Source organism: Streptomyces sp. NRRL WC-3742 (assembly GCF_000720635.1).
Classification (GTDB): domain Bacteria; phylum Actinomycetota; class Actinomycetes; order Streptomycetales; family Streptomycetaceae; genus Kitasatospora.
On sequence record NZ_JOCF01000054.1, the window covers coordinates 24,410 to 40,263 of the forward strand.

At 66.3% G+C, this 15,854-nt stretch carries 16 protein-coding genes and 1 CRISPR repeat array; of the genes, 12 read left to right on the top strand and 4 right to left on the bottom strand.

The annotated features are described in order from the left end of the window. The first annotated feature begins 144 nt into the window (after positions 1 to 144). A CRISPR array of direct repeats spans positions 145 to 760; the repeat unit is 29 nt; unit sequence GTCGTGATCAGCCCCGGAGGGCTTGCAAC. A 145-nt stretch (positions 761 to 905) separates the two neighbouring features. The 4 genes from IH61_RS43210 (at position 906) to IH61_RS0126960 (ending at position 3,703) form a co-directional block, all read left to right on the top strand. After that, a complete protein-coding gene (locus tag IH61_RS43210) occupies positions 906 to 2,459 on the top strand; it encodes a CFI-box-CTERM domain-containing protein (RefSeq protein WP_158845317.1) in 1,554 nt (517 codons plus the stop codon). Then, positions 2,446 to 2,940, top strand: coding sequence for a hypothetical protein (locus IH61_RS47175; RefSeq protein WP_158845321.1), 495 nt, complete (start codon positions 2,446 to 2,448; stop codon positions 2,938 to 2,940). Before IH61_RS43210 ends, IH61_RS47175 begins: the two co-directional genes overlap by 14 nt. A gap of 15 nt (positions 2,941 to 2,955) precedes the next feature. Next, entirely contained in the window at positions 2,956 to 3,420 is a 465-nt protein-coding gene (locus tag IH61_RS0126955) for a hypothetical protein (protein ID WP_031074367.1), read from the top strand. A gap of 91 nt (positions 3,421 to 3,511) precedes the next feature. Further along, positions 3,512 to 3,703 carry an e9imm peptide gene (locus tag IH61_RS0126960; protein WP_234327344.1) on the top strand — a complete coding sequence of 64 codons (192 nt, stop codon included), beginning with the start codon at positions 3,512 to 3,514 and terminating at the stop codon, positions 3,701 to 3,703. 7 nt (positions 3,704 to 3,710) lie between these two features. Here the strand turns inward: IH61_RS0126960 and IH61_RS44870 are convergent. Next, positions 3,711 to 4,654 (bottom strand): IS5 family transposase gene (locus IH61_RS44870; protein ID WP_420714002.1). Its coding sequence is split into 2 segments (ribosomal slippage): positions 3,711 to 4,255 and positions 4,255 to 4,654, totalling 945 coding nucleotides; the frame shifts between segments, so codons are not numbered across the junction. Between the two features lie 958 nt (positions 4,655 to 5,612). Between IH61_RS44870 and IH61_RS0126975 the strand changes: the two genes are divergently transcribed. Further along, positions 5,613 to 6,050 (top strand): hypothetical protein, encoded by a 438-nt coding sequence (locus IH61_RS0126975; protein WP_031074375.1) that lies wholly within the window; start codon positions 5,613 to 5,615, stop codon positions 6,048 to 6,050. Positions 6,051 to 6,165: 115 nt separating this feature from the next. After that, the gene (locus IH61_RS0126980) at positions 6,166 to 7,410 is read left to right on the top strand and encodes an IS701 family transposase (RefSeq protein WP_078911421.1); all 1,245 of its coding nucleotides are present in this window, start codon (positions 6,166 to 6,168) and stop codon (positions 7,408 to 7,410) included. Positions 7,411 to 7,504: 94 nt separating this feature from the next. Here IH61_RS0126980 and IH61_RS0126985 read toward each other — a convergent pair whose 3' ends face one another. Further along, complete coding sequence (locus IH61_RS0126985) at positions 7,505 to 8,224, bottom strand: hypothetical protein (RefSeq protein ID WP_158845324.1); 720 nt, start codon at positions 8,222 to 8,224, stop codon at positions 7,505 to 7,507. 274 nt (positions 8,225 to 8,498) lie between these two features. Between IH61_RS0126985 and IH61_RS47180 the strand changes: the two genes are divergently transcribed. The 4 genes from IH61_RS47180 to IH61_RS0127010 all read left to right on the top strand — a co-directional run bounded on the left by IH61_RS47180 (position 8,499) and on the right by IH61_RS0127010 (position 11,867). Further along, positions 8,499 to 9,077 carry a hypothetical protein gene (locus IH61_RS47180; protein WP_158845327.1) on the top strand — a complete coding sequence of 193 codons (579 nt, stop codon included), beginning with the start codon at positions 8,499 to 8,501 and terminating at the stop codon, positions 9,075 to 9,077. Positions 9,078 to 9,083: 6 nt separating this feature from the next. Further along, a complete protein-coding gene (locus IH61_RS0127000) occupies positions 9,084 to 10,316 on the top strand; it encodes an MAB_1171c family putative transporter (RefSeq protein WP_158845330.1) in 1,233 nt (410 codons plus the stop codon). Then, positions 10,313 to 10,930 carry a hypothetical protein gene (locus tag IH61_RS0127005; RefSeq protein WP_031074385.1) on the top strand — a complete coding sequence of 206 codons (618 nt, stop codon included), beginning with the start codon at positions 10,313 to 10,315 and terminating at the stop codon, positions 10,928 to 10,930. Before IH61_RS0127000 ends, IH61_RS0127005 begins: the two co-directional genes overlap by 4 nt. Positions 10,931 to 11,321: 391 nt before the next feature. Beyond that, positions 11,322 to 11,867, top strand: a complete 546-nt coding sequence (locus tag IH61_RS0127010; protein WP_031074387.1) for an HD domain-containing protein — start codon at positions 11,322 to 11,324, stop codon at positions 11,865 to 11,867. Here IH61_RS0127010 and IH61_RS0127015 read toward each other — a convergent pair whose 3' ends face one another. Both IH61_RS0127015 and IH61_RS0127020 read right to left on the bottom strand, forming a co-directional pair. Continuing rightward, complete coding sequence (locus IH61_RS0127015) at positions 11,868 to 12,338, bottom strand: NUDIX domain-containing protein (RefSeq protein WP_031074389.1); 471 nt, start codon at positions 12,336 to 12,338, stop codon at positions 11,868 to 11,870. It lies immediately after the preceding gene. After that, complete coding sequence (locus tag IH61_RS0127020; RefSeq protein ID WP_031074392.1) at positions 12,335 to 13,084, bottom strand: helix-turn-helix domain-containing protein; 750 nt, start codon at positions 13,082 to 13,084, stop codon at positions 12,335 to 12,337. The genes IH61_RS0127015 and IH61_RS0127020 overlap by 4 nt, the downstream gene beginning before the upstream one ends. Positions 13,085 to 13,267: 183 nt before the next feature. Here IH61_RS0127020 and IH61_RS0127025 point away from each other — a divergent pair, with 183 nt between their 5' ends. Together IH61_RS0127025 and IH61_RS0127030 are read left to right on the top strand one after the other, a co-directional pair. After that, positions 13,268 to 13,540: a hypothetical protein gene (locus IH61_RS0127025; protein WP_031074393.1), complete on the top strand. Its 273-nt coding sequence runs from the start codon at positions 13,268 to 13,270 to the stop codon at positions 13,538 to 13,540. A gap of 136 nt (positions 13,541 to 13,676) precedes the next feature. Next, positions 13,677 to 15,836, top strand: coding sequence for a radical SAM protein (locus IH61_RS0127030; RefSeq protein WP_234327345.1), 2,160 nt, complete (start codon positions 13,677 to 13,679; stop codon positions 15,834 to 15,836). The last annotated feature ends 18 nt before the right edge of the window (positions 15,837 to 15,854 follow it).

Genomic DNA, 15,854 nt, shown 5'->3' on the forward strand with positions numbered 1-15,854 from the left:
CCCCTGCACAACAACAGCGTCTCCCCGGGCGCGGCTCTACCCCAAAACACTCTGACCTGCGGCGATGCACTACCGTCGAGTCGCCGCAGCTCGACCTTGGCAAGCCAATCGCCCACGCCGGCGGACCTGGTGCTTTACCCTCGGGTCGTGATCAGCCCCGGAGGGCTTGCAACGTGCTGGGTCGGCGCGGTCCGACCCGGGCCGCCCTGGTCGTGATCAGCCCCGGAGGGCTTGCAACTGGTCTCCTCTCGGGTGGTCGAGCTGCCCTCCTGGCGTCGTGATCAGCCCCGGAGGGCTTGCAACTCAGGATGTGCTTGCAGGTCTTCACCGGGTACCTCCGGTCGTGATCAGCCCCGGAGGGCTTGCAACCCCACTCGTGACCGGCCCGGGTCTCGTACCGGCGGAGTCGTGATCAGCCCCGGAGGGCTTGCAACCCATTCCTCGGCGCCGGACGGGGTGGAGTAAGTGCCGGTCGTGATCAGCCCCGGAGGGCTTGCAACAGGAGTCGGGTCACGGTCGTGACCCCCGCCCCGCCGGTCGTGATCAGCCCCGGAGGGCTTGCAACACGGGCTTGCCCATCGGCCACACGTCCGGAACACCGGTCGTGATCAGCCCCGGAGGGCTTGCAACCGCGGCCAGCACTCACATGGACGGCGCCGCCCTCCGGTCGTGACCAGCCCTGGAAAGCTTGCAACAGCACGTTGGGTGGAACATCCAGCACGGCCGCCGGAGTCGTAACTTGCCCCGGAGGGCTTGCAACGCGGTGCTGCGGACGAGCGTGAGCGGCGGCTAGGAGCTGTCCGGCCGATCATGTGACGGTCGCCTGGTCGGATTGTGCGCCGTCGTGAGCTTTCCAATGCCGAGTGGGCGGTGCTGTCGCGGTTCCTCACTCTAGCGGGCGATTGATGATCATTCGCATATCGGAATATCGTCGGCTTGAAGGAGGAGAGGCGTCAACATCCATGACGCCTCGCGTCTTGATGCCGCTCTATGTCGGATTTACCGGATACGCCAGTCAGGTCCTCGCCGACATGCTCAAGATTGTCGACGGGGACGGAGGGCTTGGAACGTCATCGACCGGGGATCCCGGCTTGCTCCAAGTCACCTACAAGGCGACGACTCTAACCCCCACCCGCCAGTACTTCGACCGTGTGGTGAACGGGACTCCCAATGACTCCGTCGTGGTCTACGGGCTCGACAACACGGCATTGATTCCGACCTCCAGCGGGCAGGTTGCGATCACCTCTCTGGCCGGTGTCACGTACCCGCCGCAGAGTTCCACCATCAATATCTTCTACGACGTCACCGGCTGCGGCGGATCGGACTACTACGTCGTCGATCTGGGCGGAATCAAGGTAGATTTCGAGCCGTGGATCTGCCTGTTCCACGAGCTGTCCCACGGCTACCATTATGCCACCGGGACGATCTCTAACAATCCGGAACTCCAGGCAGAGCAGGATGAGAATGTCGCCCGGGCTGACTACGGCTGCACGGTGCGCAATCAGTACAACCACATCGGCGGCTGCGGTGCGGCGCCGACTACCTGCCTTCCCCCGAGCTACCGCACCAAAGGCAAGGGCAGCTGTCTCATCGTGACCGCGGCTCTGGGATCTGCAGAGGAACCACGAGTCCGCCGTCTTCGTGAGATGCGTGACAGCCTCGTCGAGAAATCCACTCTGGGGGCGATGTTCTTCGAGTCGTTCGAGGCGGAGTATTATCGCTTCAGTCCGCTCGTCGCAGCAGCCATGCGCCTGTCGCCCGCGCTTCACGGAGTTCTGAAGGCCGCGCTGGTGTCCCCGGTCCTGGACGTTATCCAGTTGCTGGAAAGCCATGTGCAGCAAGAGTCGTCGAACACTGGGTGGGCAGCACTCGTCCAGAAGACCGCAGACCAGCATCGCGCGGAACTCCTGAAGGCGGGCCTGGGGCCGGAAGCCGACTCGATCGTCCTGGAGAAGCTGCGAGCCCTCCGGACGAATGCGCTGCAGAGCCCGCATGCGCGTGGACTTCCGCCAGCTCCCTGGGGGTCGGCGTCGATCGACGTCGGTTCCGGCGTCGACTACTTCCTCGCCTGCCTGTGCGCGGTTCGAGAGCCCCGCGACCACATCGCGTGGGCGATCTGCGAACCGCTGGAGATCTGGCTCTCGGCGCTGGTCGCCCTGGCCGCAGCCGAGGACACCGTCGATTCCATCGCTGAACAGCTCGCGCGACGGATAACCGCCTGGCTCGTCCACGCTCCCACGTTCTCCCTGCTCGGCAAGGCGAGCCAGGTTGCAGTGGCCGGCGAATTGCGCGCACTCGGCGAGACGTTCCTGACCGCATCTGCCACCCGGCAGTCGATCAGCGAGGGACTGGTGGCCGAATACGGAAACCACGTGGATTACGATCTCGCTGAGCTGCTTCGCTCAGCGGAGTTCCTCGGGAAGAAAACGGAGCCCACTTCTCACGATGACCGATATTGAGATTCTCGCGCTGGCCCTGAGCGCGCCTCGTGGTCCAGAACATCCCGAGAACTATGTGGAGCCGGTTCCGCAGTGGATCGACGTCGCCATCACCTTGGCCAATCATGCGGATTCCGAACGCCATCTCATGGTTCGGCCGCATTTTCTGAACTACCACGAGGACACTCGGACTCTCGATCTCAGCCTCGGCTGGCAGGCGGTGCCGACCGACGAGCATCTGGCTTGTGCCAGTCCAGGGATCGTGCGGCCACTGGGCCCGAACCGTGAGGAAGTGGTGACCGTCAGCATCCCGAGAAATCCCACCATCGTTGCGCCTGGTGGGCCACCGTCCACTTTCGATGTTCTGGACGCGCGCTCGATCAAAATTCGTATGGGATACCGGGACAACGCCCCGGCCGAGAAACCAAAAGAAGTGGCCAAGCAGAAGATCAAGCGAATTTTGGCGTTCGCAAAGGTTGCGGAGCGCGTCTTCCCTCTATAGACATGGGGTCCCGCCATGCCGTCAATTGATGACGTATTCAACGAGCTGCAGAAGATCAACGTGAACCTCCAGGCGGTCAACTCGACCCTGGTTTCGGGGTTCAAGGATATCTCTGCCAACTGTAAGCAGCTGGAATCCCTCGTGCAGTACGCCGATACTGCCCTGGCTCACATCAGCAAGCAGGACGACACGATGATCTGTGAGCTGGAGAAGATCTCGCAACACGGTTGCGAGTTGCTCAACGAGGTGCATGCCCAGACCCTCGACCTCGCATCGGCTGCCGCCGACACACACACCCTCCTGCTCATCTCACAGTCCGTCAATTCGGCTGCCGCACTCGAACTCGAACGACTTGACCAGCTGCGCCAGGAGATCGGGAGCTGCTGCCCGCCAGTCACGCCGCAACCGCCGTGCACGTACGAGCCGTGCCCCAAGCCTGCGCCCTTGGGCAACCCGCCCGAGCCTCCGTCCATCTCCTAGGAGCTGTCCGGCCGATCATGAGACTCGGTAGGCTGCCAGTCGCCTGGAAGGGGTGGTTGCAGTGGTGATGGCTCGTGAGGTTGCCGTTGCAATGGTGCAGAAGATCATGGATGCGGACTACGCCGACGATACGGAGGCCGCCCACATGCTGGAGGCGTTGGGCAGAGCCCTCGGCTGTCCTAGCGGCCATGTCAGCGACTTGATCTTCTGGCCGACGGGGCCGGGGCCGACAGCCGCTGACGTGGTCGATCGGGCTCTGGAGTACCGCCCCTTCGCGTTGTGAGAGGGCATCAAGCTCGCAGCCAGATGACAACTGCTGCCGCGGTGACGGTGCCGAGGAAGACGTAGCCGCGCTTGTCATACCGAGTGGCCACCGCGCGGGAGTTCTTGAGTCTGTTGAAGGCCCGTTCCACGGTGTTGCGCTTCTTGTACCGCTCCTCGTCGAAGCCCGGGGGCCGTCCGCCTCGTGATCCTCTGCGCAGGCGGGCGGCCTGGCTGTCGGTCTTCTCCGGGATGGTGTGCCGGATGCCCCGCCGCCGCAGGTACTCGCGGCAAGGGCTGTTGCTGTAGCCCTTGTCCGCAGCGACGCTGGCGGGCTTCTTACGGGGCCGACCGGGCCCGAGACGGGGAACTCGGATCTTCTCCAGCACCGGGATGAACTGAGTGCAGTCCGCCCGCTGCCCTGCGGTGACAATCAGGGACAGCGGGCGGCAGCGACCGTCGGCACTCAGGTGGATCTTGCTGGTGAAGCCGCCGCGCGAGCGGCCCAGGCCCTCACCTCGCTCACCACCTCCACCAGGCGGTCGGCGAGACTCTGCCACGGCCTCTCGCCCTGGTGTTCTACCTCGCCGTCCCCCTTTGACGCGCCCAGCGCCGGCGGCGGGTCGGTCCGGGCGCCTGCGGCGTGCTGGTGCGCGCGCACGATGGTGGAGTCCACCGAGACGTTCCAGTCAATCTCGCCCGCCGCGTCGGCCGCGGCCTGGACCTGCTGCAGCAGCCGTTCCCAGGTGCCGTCCGCCGACCACAATCGGTGGCGCTCGTAGACCGTCTTCCACGGACCGAACCGCTCCGGCAGGTCACGCCAGTGCACACCGGTCCGCACCCGGTGCAGAATCCCGTCGATCACCTGCCGGTGATCACGCCACCGCCCGCACCGGCCGTTGCTCACAGGCAGGAACGGCCGTAGCCGTTCCCACTCCGCATCCGACAGATCACCGCGTTCTCCCCGCCCCATGCCCGGAACAACGAGCAGATCAAGCGACGGTCACATGATCGGCCGGACAGCTCCTAGGGGGTCGCAACCAGCCCTGGAGGGCTCGCAACACACTTGGGCGGGCGCCGTGCTCCCGGTCGGCCAAGGGTCGTAACCGGCTCTGTAGGGCTTGCAACACGACCATGGTGTCCGGCTGCCACATGTCGTCGACGGTCGATGCTATCTCACGCCGCCCGTCCTGAACCGCGAAACCCTTGGAAGACTTGCAACAAGATGTAGTACGCCACCGCGAGGGGCATGTTTTCCCGGTAAGGTCTCTATCGGCCCTTGAGGGCTTGCAACTGGGGATGGAGCCGGCGGGTGATGACCGCGAGACCAGCCGAAACCAACCCGTGGGGTAACTAGGGCGCCTGCGCCTTGGGGCGCACCGTGTCCAGCCCTAACCAGCCCTGGAGGGCTTGCAAAGAGCGGTTGGTCGTGCAATGAGTGACGGCATTCATCAGCCCTTTAGGGCTTAAAAGCCAGTGGCGGCACACGCCTCCACTGGCCTGCATAACCTGTCGGCCGCGCTCAACCGGTCCGATGATACGCAATTAGGACCGATCTCAGAGCTCGCAACCGGTCACCTCATTGACCCTCCGTCCCTCGATCGGGCGTACTTCGGCCTGTCCAGCACCGCTCCTCCGGCAAGCTCGCGCCCTGCCGTACAGCCGCCCACCTGCAGGTTCAATGGGTAGAACCAACAGTGGTCAGCCTGCATCGACAGAGGATTGCTCGGAGCGATTGGTAGAAGAGGCAACACCGCCCTCACACTGGTCTTCAGGATGCACCCGCTGGATTGGGGTGCTCTCAGCGGTTAGTACTCCAGCTGTAGATCGCGATCATGGTTACTTGACTGGTGATGACGGCGGTTCGGCTCACTGCCGGCGTGGTGGCTGACGGGGTGAACGAGGGTCGGCTGAGCAGGCAGCATGCCCCAGTGAGCCTCATCATCAAGTTCTTCGTGGCGTCGGACGACGAGGCTGCGGCCGCAGTCGTGGATCGCGGGCCCGACGAGGCCTTCGAGTCGCTGGTGTTCGGCAACTTCGATATTGAAGAGGCGATGATCGAGTGGGAGAGCATCCTCACCGGTCGGAGCTTTGAAGAGCTCGTCGAAGCCGATGAACCGGCGGTCGTCGCCGACCCCAGCGACGGAGAGGGCCCCATGGTCCTGGCCGCTTCCAAAGCCTTGCAGGACGCGCTCGCCGCTGCCGACCTGCCGAGGCTTGTTGAGGTCAGCGAGCTATGGGTCCAGGAGCGGGCAGCGAAGGGCGAGGTCTTCGATCGGGAGGTCGCGACCAAGATCCTCGGCGATCTGGCCGGGCTGGCTCGAAGCGTCGGCGGGCGGGGCAGCAGCCTGTACTGCTGGGTCGCCTAGAGACGGAGACGGCCACCGTTGATCATCGTGAGTTGTGTCGACAAACGAAGATCAGCCGGTGGCCGTGGGCCACAGCGTAGACCCTGCCCGGTGGCACTCGGTGTTCGAGGATCTGATGGCCGAGGTCGCGGGCCGGTTCACGCGAGTGGAGCCTCGTCGCCGGGCGCGGGCGTTTGTGCTGGGGCTGCTCGCGGACCTGCCGCGGAAGAACTGCTGGACGATCGCCGAGCACGCTGGCGACACGAGTCCGGCCGGCATGCAGCATCTGCTCAGCCGGGCGTCCTGGGATGCTGACCAGGTCCGCGACGACATACGGGACTTCGTGGTCGACCACCTCCGCGACGAGGACGCTGTGCTGGTCGTCGACGAGACCGGGGACCTGAAGAAGGGCACCGCGAGCGTCGGGGTTCAGCGCCAGTACACGGGCACCGCGGGCAGGATCGAGAATTCCCAAGTGGCCGTCTACCTGGTTTACTCCGTCCCGGCCGGGCACGCCGCCATCGACCGGCGCCTCTACATTCCTCGCTCCTGGACCCAGGACCCCGACCGGTGCCGCACGGCCGGCATACCCGACAGCCTGAAGTTCGCCACCAAGCCCGCCCTGGCCACCGAGATGATCGCCCAGGCCCTGGACGCCGGCGTCCAGGCCGCATGGGTAACCGGCGACGAGGTCTACGGCGGCGACCCGCACCTGAGCGCCGAGCTGGAAAGGCGTCAGATTGGCTACGTCCTCGCCGTCTCACGCAAGCGGCCGATCGCCACCCGTGCGGGCGTCTTCCGCGCCGGAGTGCTGGCCCACGGCCTACCGAAACATGCCTGGCAGCGGCTGTCCGCAGGAGCCGGGGCCAAGGGCCACCGCTTCTACGACTGGGCCCAGGTCGACATCGACAGCGCGCCCGAGCGCTCCGGCCACCGGTGGCTGCTCGTCCGGCGCAACCGACGCACTGGTGAACTCGCCTTCTACCGCTGCTACTTGCCCCGCCCGATCCCGCTCACCACTTTGGTCAAGGTGGCCGGGCGCCGCTGGACCGTCGAGGAGACCTTCCAAGCCGCCAAGGGCCTGGCCGGACTCGACGAGCACCAGGCCCGCCGCTGGATCTCCTGGCACCGCTGGACCACCCTCGCCATGCTCGCGCACGCCTTCCTTGCCGTCACCGCCGCCATCGAACGGGCCACGAACGTCGCGGCGGCCGAACTCAGCCCGCTGCCCTGTAACGAGATCCGACGCCTCTTCGCAGCCCTCTTCGCGCAACCCGTTCGCGACCCCGCCCACTGGCTCCGCTGGTCGGAATGGCGGCGTCGGCACCAAGCACGCGCCCGCATCAGCCACTACCAGCGACAAGCAGCCCAACAACCATGAAGATCAAGCTCTGCGTTCCCGCCAGCCCGCTGTCCGGCACGGCCGGGAGCAGTAACGGGCTGCCGGCTGCCGCTCCTTGCCCTCGGGCAGTGGATCACCCGCTGTGGCCGGGGTCGGGCCATGCGGCCCGCAGCTGGGCGGTCTCGGACGGGGAGAGCGGACGATGGCCGAGAGCGACATCGTCCTGATCGAAGGTCCACGCCCCGTGGAGTAGGACCGCCATGCCGCGCTCGTCGTCGGTGCACACCGCCCAGCGCCCGGTGTTGCCCTGGAAAGACCAGTCGTAGTAGCGCAGGCTACCCCAAGCGGCCTGACTGGATGTCACCCCGATTCTGTCGGGAGGGAGCAGGTCTTCCAAGGACCCGGCGCTCGAGGGCGGGAGCCTGTCAGTGGCCTCGACCATCTTGGTGACCTCCTCCACCCGGACCCGCAGCCAGGCGTACCCACCTTCGTGGGCGAGCACGGCAAGGGGCGTGCAGGCGGCCATCGCGCAGTCGGGCATCAGCTCCGGATAGTCGTCCAGCCCGTTCAGCGCCGCAAGAGCAGGCGCGAAGAAAGCCCAGAACGGGGCTCGTCCGTCGGTGAGAAAGGGGCCGCGTATCCTGACCACCCGCTCCTCGCCGGGCAGCGGCAGCGACTCGGACCTGAGGAATGGCTCACTCACTCCCAACGGCAGGCCGGGAGGAGAGCCGTCCGCCCACTCCACACACGCTGTGCCTGCCAGCGTGGCCCAGCGAGGCGCCGGACTCGCCGACCAGGCGGGTCGGGCGAAGTGCGAGCACCCCGGGCACGGCACGGAGACGGTGATCGACATGTCGGAATGATCGCGGGCCCGGCATGGGACGTCCAGTCAGAGCTGCCGCCGACTCCCCGAGGGCGACGGCGAAGCGCTCGGCCGCGGCGCGCGCCAGTCGGAGTGACCGCGCGGTGGGTCACCTCACCTGGGCCTGGATCCCTGGGGAGCGGTACACACGGGCCTCAGAGCCCCGGATAACGGCAGCCGCTGACGCGCTGATCACGATCTACGACTGGAGTATTAAGCTCCTGAAACAAGGAGAGCACAGAGGAATTAGAGCGGGAAAAGGATCATGCGTAACTGGCGCAGGAAAGGCGGCCAGAACAGCGGGGAAGGCGGCGATTTCTCTACTGTTGCGGCAAGCCTAGACATACCCATCCCGTTCACCATTGAGAAGCTGTGCGAAAGCATCGCTTCAAGGCGCGGGCGACCCATTCACATACACGCGATAGAGCACGGGGAAACGTCCAACAGGACCCCTTGCGGCGCCTGGATCGCGCTTGAGAATTCGGATCACATATTCGTCGAGAGCGCGACTAGCCCGCTGCACCGATCGCACATCATTCTTCACGAGCTGTGCCACATGCTGCTCGGCCACTCGTGCCTGCCGACAGATGAGCACGAGACGCCGACCGTCACTGCTGGCCAGCGTCGAACTCTCGCGGAGGCCCTGTCAGTTGAAGAGTGGGCAGGCTTCCCGATCAATCGGATCGTCAGCCTCCTCGGCCGCACGAGCTATACGCATGCAGACGAGCAGGAGGCCGAAGGACTCGCTGGCGTGCTCGCTCGTCGCATTCGCCAATCAGAGGAGGCGGCCAGCCAGCCCAATGACCCCTTGTCGAGCCATCTCTTGAATGCCCTGACCGAGTAGACGAAAATGATCGCAATCAATCTGAGCGTCTGCATCGCCTTGTGGGCTATTACAGCCTGGAGGGCACCCGGGGCCTGGAAGAACAGAGGAAAGCGCCCTCTGTGGTGTGCCTTCTTCGTGCTCGCCTTAGAGATGTGCTTCTCGACGGACCACGCTGCCCGGTGGCTCGACGCAACCCTCGGCGTCAATAGCTGCTCGGCGTTGCTGAAACACATCTCTGCGGTAACCGCGGCGGCTTTCGTCTTGGAATTCCTGGCCAGCGCTTCGGCCCGCTCGCGGCCGGACAAAGGCAAGAGCGGCCCACGACCCGTACGCCTCGGGATTGTCGTCCCTGCGGTAACACTCACGGCGATGATCGCATTGTTCGCCGCAGCCGAGCGCCCCCACGAGACCATTGATCTGCTGACTGCCTATCCCCATGACCCGCTGGTGCTCACGTACGCACTGGTCTGGACCACGTACTTCGGGTGGGCCATGCTGACAGCCTCCAGGCTCTCGTGGCAGTGGTCCTGCCGACCAGGGCCGGACCTCCTCCGCCGAGGTCTGCGCTTGATCTGTATCGGCACGAGCATCGGCATCATCTACACGGTGCACCGCGCCTCCATGCTGTTCTTCGCCCGGTTCGACGTACATCCGGTACCGGCGGACGCGGACATCGTGCTGAACGGCCTCTTGGCGCTTGTCCCGTTGCTTTTGATCTCCGTCGGAAGCACCATGCCGGCGTACCCGAAGTTTCGGACCGCCGCTCTCCAGTACCGCGGTCTGGTCAGCCTCTACCCGCTGTGGGCCCACCTCAGCGAGGCCGCCCCTCAGATCCGGTACGGACGCAAGCACAATCGGGTCCTCGATGCCCTCGACCTCCGCGACGTCCGCGGTCGTCTCTACCGGCGCACCATCGAGATCCGCGACGCCATGCTCATTCTGAACGGCACCGCGCCCATGTCCGTCCGACTTCGGGCAGCCGACCACGTGGAGGACGCCGGACTCAGCGGTCACGTGGCCACCGCCGCCGCTGAGGCATGCTGGCTACGAGCCTCCCGCGAGGCCCACACCGCAGGACTCGCCCGAGCAAGCAGCCCGGAAGCACCCGCTCAGGCCGGCAACGACCTCGACAGCGAGGCCCGCCTTCTCATGGAGCTGTCCGACGCCTACTTCTCGGACCTCTCCGTCACCTTCGCTCGGCAGCACGTCGAGCGGCTCAGCAACTCCCGTTCCACCCACTCAGGAGCCACCCCGTGACCTTCGCCCCGCCCGCCCCTCCGGCCTTCTCGGACTGCACCCCGGCCCAGAAAGCCGCGAAGGTCACCACGGATGTCCTCGCTCCGGCCAACTTGGTCATCGCCCTGCTCCTCCTCGTCGGCTGGCACAGCACCCACTCCTGGGCCGGCATCAGCTGGGGCCTGCTGGCCGCGGCCTTCTGCGGCGTCATCCCGATCAGCATCGTGCTCTTCGGCGTCAAGCGCGGAGAGCTCACCGACAAGCACATCCGGGTCCGACGTCAGCGAGTGGTCCCGATGGCTCTCAGCCTCATCTCGGTGGCCACCGGGATCGCCCTGCTCTACGCCCTGCACGCTCCGGCTGACGTCTCGGCACTCGTCGTCGCGATGCTTGTCGGCCTGGTGTGCTCGCTGCTGGTCACCATCGGCTGGCAGATCTCGATCCACAACTCCGTGGCGGGTGGCACAGTCATGATCCTTCTGCTGGTCTTCGGCCCGTGGGCGCTCCCCGCCGCTCTCGGTGCTATCGCCATCGGCTGGTCCCGGATCATCCTCAAGGCGCACACCATCGCACAGATCCTCGCCGGAACAGCTCTGGGCGGCACCGCTGCCCTGACCTTCGTCCTGCTGCGGTAGCCCACCCGTATCGCTGCTGAGTGACGCTGCCACGGACGCCGAGAGCTTCGTCCAGGCGCTGGCGTCCCTGGGCATCGACCATGCGGCCCTCCTTCGAGAGGGAGGTGATCACTACCTGGTCGTCACCCGGTGCCCGGGAAGCAGGCGCTTCGCACCGGAACTCGACTTCTGCCAGCACATCATGAACCGCCCGACACCGTGAGCGCCGCCTGTCGGCTTCCGGCCGCACCGCCTGTGCGAACTCACGCAGGTCCCTGACCGGTATGGAGTCACCATGGGTTCGGAGGCCGACCAGAACACCCACCACGCGGTCCGACACACAACACAGCCACGCTCCCCGTGACCGCAGCGGCGGTGATGGCCCTTCGCCCCGATCGATTAGCCTGAGGCGATGGATCTGAGGCTCGCGTACCGGACCGCCGAATCGCTGCTCGCGGGCATCCCGCTTCGTTGGGCGCACTCCCGCCAAGTCCTTGAGCAGGCCCGAGTTCTGGCGCCGATACTCGGCACGGACGCCGACCTGGTCGCGGTCGCTGCGGTCCTTCACGATGTCGGCTACGCAGCCTCCGTCGTCGACACCGGGCAGCACATGATCGACGGCGCACGGTACCTGAGCCGCGTCGGCCTCGATCCGATGGTCTGCTCCCTCGTCGCCTATCACTCCTCATCGGAATGGGAGGCAGCCGAGCTGGGTCTGACCGCCGAGCTTGCGGAGTTCCGCCGACCGCAGGCGGAATTGCTGGAGGCGATCACCTACTGCGATCTCACCAGCAGCCCCAACGGCACCGTGGTCGACCCCGTCTCGAGGCTCGACGAGGTGCTTCGGCGCTACGGCACGGAGCACGTCGTTCATCGTGCCGTGTCAGCGGCCAGGCCCGCACTGCTGACGATGGCCGACCACGTGGCGAAGCGACTCGCCGAGGTCGGTAGCCCCTGATCAGCCGATGTAGGGGGCCGCCTCGTTCCGGAAGCCGTGAGCGAGGCGGAGCCTGGTCGTCGGGGCGATGTCCAACGTCTCCAGTTCCTCACGCGGAACCCAGCGGACCGCGAAGGACTCAGAACTCGCGGTCAGTTCGCCGCCTACCGGTGTCGCCCGGAAGCACAGGGAGAACTCCTGCCGGACCTCCCCGTCCGAAAACTCGATCACGTGACCGGGGTCGCTGTAGGTACCGACGAGGCCGGTGACCTCGACCTCGATCCCCGTCTCCTCCAGGACCTCGCGCACGACGGCTCCCGGGAGGTTCTCACCGATCTCCAGGACTCCTCCGGGCATCCCCCAGCGGCCGTTGTCGGAGCGCCTTTCGAGGAGGAGTTCTCCTTGGTCGTTCACCACGAAGGCGGTGACGGCGGGGACGATCCGCTGGGCCTTCGGGGCGCCAGGGTCGTCGAAGTAGTCGTTACGGCTCACGATGCCTGCCTCGGTAGGGGAACAGCGCTCGCCCAGACCTTCTCGAAGCTGTGCTGGTAGGTCAAGACGAGCTGGGCGCCGGCGACTCGCTTCAGGTGGAGCACCGGTGTGAGCGGAGCGCTGACGCCGTAGATCTGCGTGTTGACGAGCATGTCGTCGTCGAACCTGTAGAGGGAGTTGTGCAGCGTGGACGTGTGCGAGCGGAACTCGATGCCGGGTGTGCCGTAGAGCGGACGGTAGAGCTTCATCACCTCGCGTACCTTGTACGCGACGCCCTCGCCGATCTCCTCCTCCTCGCCTCGGCGCGCGATCTCGGGACTGTCCGGATCCCCGAGCAGCATGCGGATGCGGACTCCCGAGCGGGCCCGTTCGGTGATTGTCCGGTGCCATCGCGGGTTCTCGGCAAGATGGACGCCGGCGTGGACGAGGACCCCGATCTCGGTCGTGGCCCGCTCGGCGAACTGCAGCCACAACTCCGGCGGCACGGAGGAGCGGTGCGGGTAGATGTGGACGATCTCGGCGTCGGCCTCGTCCACGCGTTGGGTCTCGGACTTCGCGTCCGGCCAGAGGTAGTCCTCGTCTATCTGCAGCTTGGCCGCAGCCGCCTGCCGGTGTCGCCGGTACGGCTCACGGTTCTTGAGGATCCAGCGCTCCACCGTCTTGGCGTCCACTCCGCAGTGCTCTGCCAGATCCTGCTCGGTGACCCCACGAATGACGAGGGCCGACCGGAGGCGTTCGTTCGCCATGCACGAGCTCCCGGGTGGGACGTCTTGGGACGTACTGGAGCCTCTTGACGGTACCGAGGACGTCCCGAGACGTCCAGCTCAGGTCTGATCATGTCCCCTACCGCCGAGGCATTCTGAGTTCCCGCCAGTTCCCCGGTAGCACCGGCCGAGCTGGAATCGCCCGCTCATCTGCGGAGACTCACCATGAACCTGCCTTCTCTCAGCGCCACCGCCGCCGTTCGGCGTAACGACCGCACGACGATCCGGGACCAGGACGAGGGACGCGGACCGCGCCACCGCGGAGCCCGCGCCGACCGCGTGGACGCCGTCCTCGAAGCGGGCTGGCTGGCCGGGAACCTCCTGGTCCTGACCCTGCTGGGCCTGCTCGTCGACCAGCAGCTGAACAGGGCGGAGGATCACGCTCCGCTCCTCACTTCAAGCGTGCCCGACGCCTCGTTCGCCCGCGCGACCACCTGACCAGGCCGCTTCCCATCGCCGGGGTCTCACTGCATGCCGAGCCTACCTGCGATCACGTCTGCCTTCACTCCATCCCCTCTCCGACCTGCCAACCGTTCGCGAAGACACACTTCGCTCCGCCCGAAGGAAGGCGCACATGAACGTCAGGTCCCGTACCGGGCCGTCGCACCCGATTGCGCTGGAAGGGCTCCGCCAGGCACTTCGCCTCGCCGTTCCGGGCATCGACGACTTCGTCGCCGACGAGACGGACCTCCTCCTCATCGAGCCGCCCGCGCTCCGCGACCACCTCAAGACCCATCTCCACGACGACGTCGGCCAAGTTCGCGTGGCCGGGACACTCGACCGTCGCCTCGTCCTCATCGAGAGGCGGGACGGCCGATGGGTCGTTGCCGACCTCTCCGGCCAACCACACAGCAGCCGCACGTGGCCGACCCGGCTCGACGGTCACCTCAGGCTGGACGACGTCTCGTCCTGGCTGACGCTCGCGGACCTCGACGATGTCGCCGCACACCACTTCGCCAGGCCCGCTCTCACCCTGGCCGCGCTCTATCGCCCAGAGATCTTTCCCCTCCCCCGCTTCCCTTTGGGCATCTCTGACGTGGCGCGCGCCGCACGTTCGACCCTAGCCGGTGAAGTCCGCCTGCTCGACATGCAGTTGGGCGTCACCTTGCCGAACCTCATCGACGACGTCACCGGGGAACGGAAGCCGGACATCCTCGGCATCTCGGCCACCTTCGGGCAGCACGACCTCATGATCGACCTGTTGGACGCCGTCTACCAATTGCCCACTCCGCCCTTGGTGGTGGCCGGAGGCAGCCTGACCATCCGCAACGAAGCACTCCTCCTTCACCGCTACCCGGAGCTGCTGATCGCCCGCGGTGCCGGCGAGGCAACCATCCAGGACGTCCTGGCGCACTGGCACGGCGAGATCCGAATGGAGGAGATCCGCGGGATCGGCTACACCGGAAGCGCCCGCGGCAACGCCCTCGGGATCCGCCGCCACCGAACGGCGACCCTTCCCAACCGCGCCCAGACCGACATCCTGCCGGAGCTCGACCTCCTGCCTGCCACGTTCGCGGCGGGCGGCGTCGCCCAGTTGGAGAACTCCCGGGGCTGCAAGAGCGCCTGCTCGTTCTGTCCGCGCGGGCACAAGGGCCAGTGGTCCGGTGCCCAGGCCACCGCCTTCCCCTGGGTCCTCGGCGAGATGAGCCAGGTCTTCGACCGGTTCCCCGACGTGTCCCGCACCATCTACTGCGTCGACGAGGAGTTCATCGGAGGCGGACCGGGCGTCGTCTCCAGAGCCCTCGACCTGGCGCACACCTTCCGCGATGCCGGCTTCCAGTGGGAGACGAGCTGCCGGATCGAGCAGGTCGTCCACCCCGAGCAGAACACAGGCTGGCACCTGGAGCGGGCCGCGATGTGGCGCAAGCTCGTCGAACTCGGCCTGCGGCGCTGCCTGTTCGGCGTCGAGTCCGGGGTGGACTCGATCCTCACGCGGTTCAACAAGGACACCACCGCCGAGCAGAACGCGCTCGCGATCCCCACCCTGTCGGCACTCGGCGTGCCGACCCGGCTGACGTACATCACCTTCGACCAGCTCATGAGCGCTGCCGAACTCCGGCAGACCTACGAGTTCCAGGGCCGGACGGACTTACTTCTCCGTCCTCTTCCGCACCTGCCGGTCGAGGAGATCGTCGCAGGCGTACGCGACCCGGACTTCGTCGCCGAGCACGCAGCGGGCCGCCCCTTGCACAGCGGGATCTCCTACATGCTCGTCAGCATGGAGTGCCTGATCGGCGCCGCCTACACCAAGATGGCGGAGGCCGAGGGGCTGACCGGTGAGGTACGGCCCTCGATGGGCCGGGTGGACGCCAGGTTCCTCGACTGGCGCATCGGGGTCGCCAGTGACTGGGCCCAGCGGTGGATAGACCGGTCGTTCCCGCTGGACTACACGCTCAAGTCGTTGGAGAAGACCCTCGACGGAGCGCCCCGGCACGCCGTTCGCTCCGCCCGCTCGGTCCTCAAGGACGCCGCCTACACAGTGCTGGGCCGGATGCTGGCCGAGATCGACGCCGCTGACCCGGACCGGCGGGACACCGCCGCCATGGCCATCCGTCTTCGAGCGGCGCTCGACGCCGAGATCGCTTCGCTGCTGGAGCGCATGGCTCCCGAACTGCACGAAGTCACCTCCGTCCTGTCTCCCGACAAGACGGAGATCCTCCGGACGCAGCACGAGCGCTGGGCCGGTGCCACGGGCTGGGAACTCATCAACGCCGCTGACCCCTGCGGGACTTAATCCCGCTGTTCGAGAGAG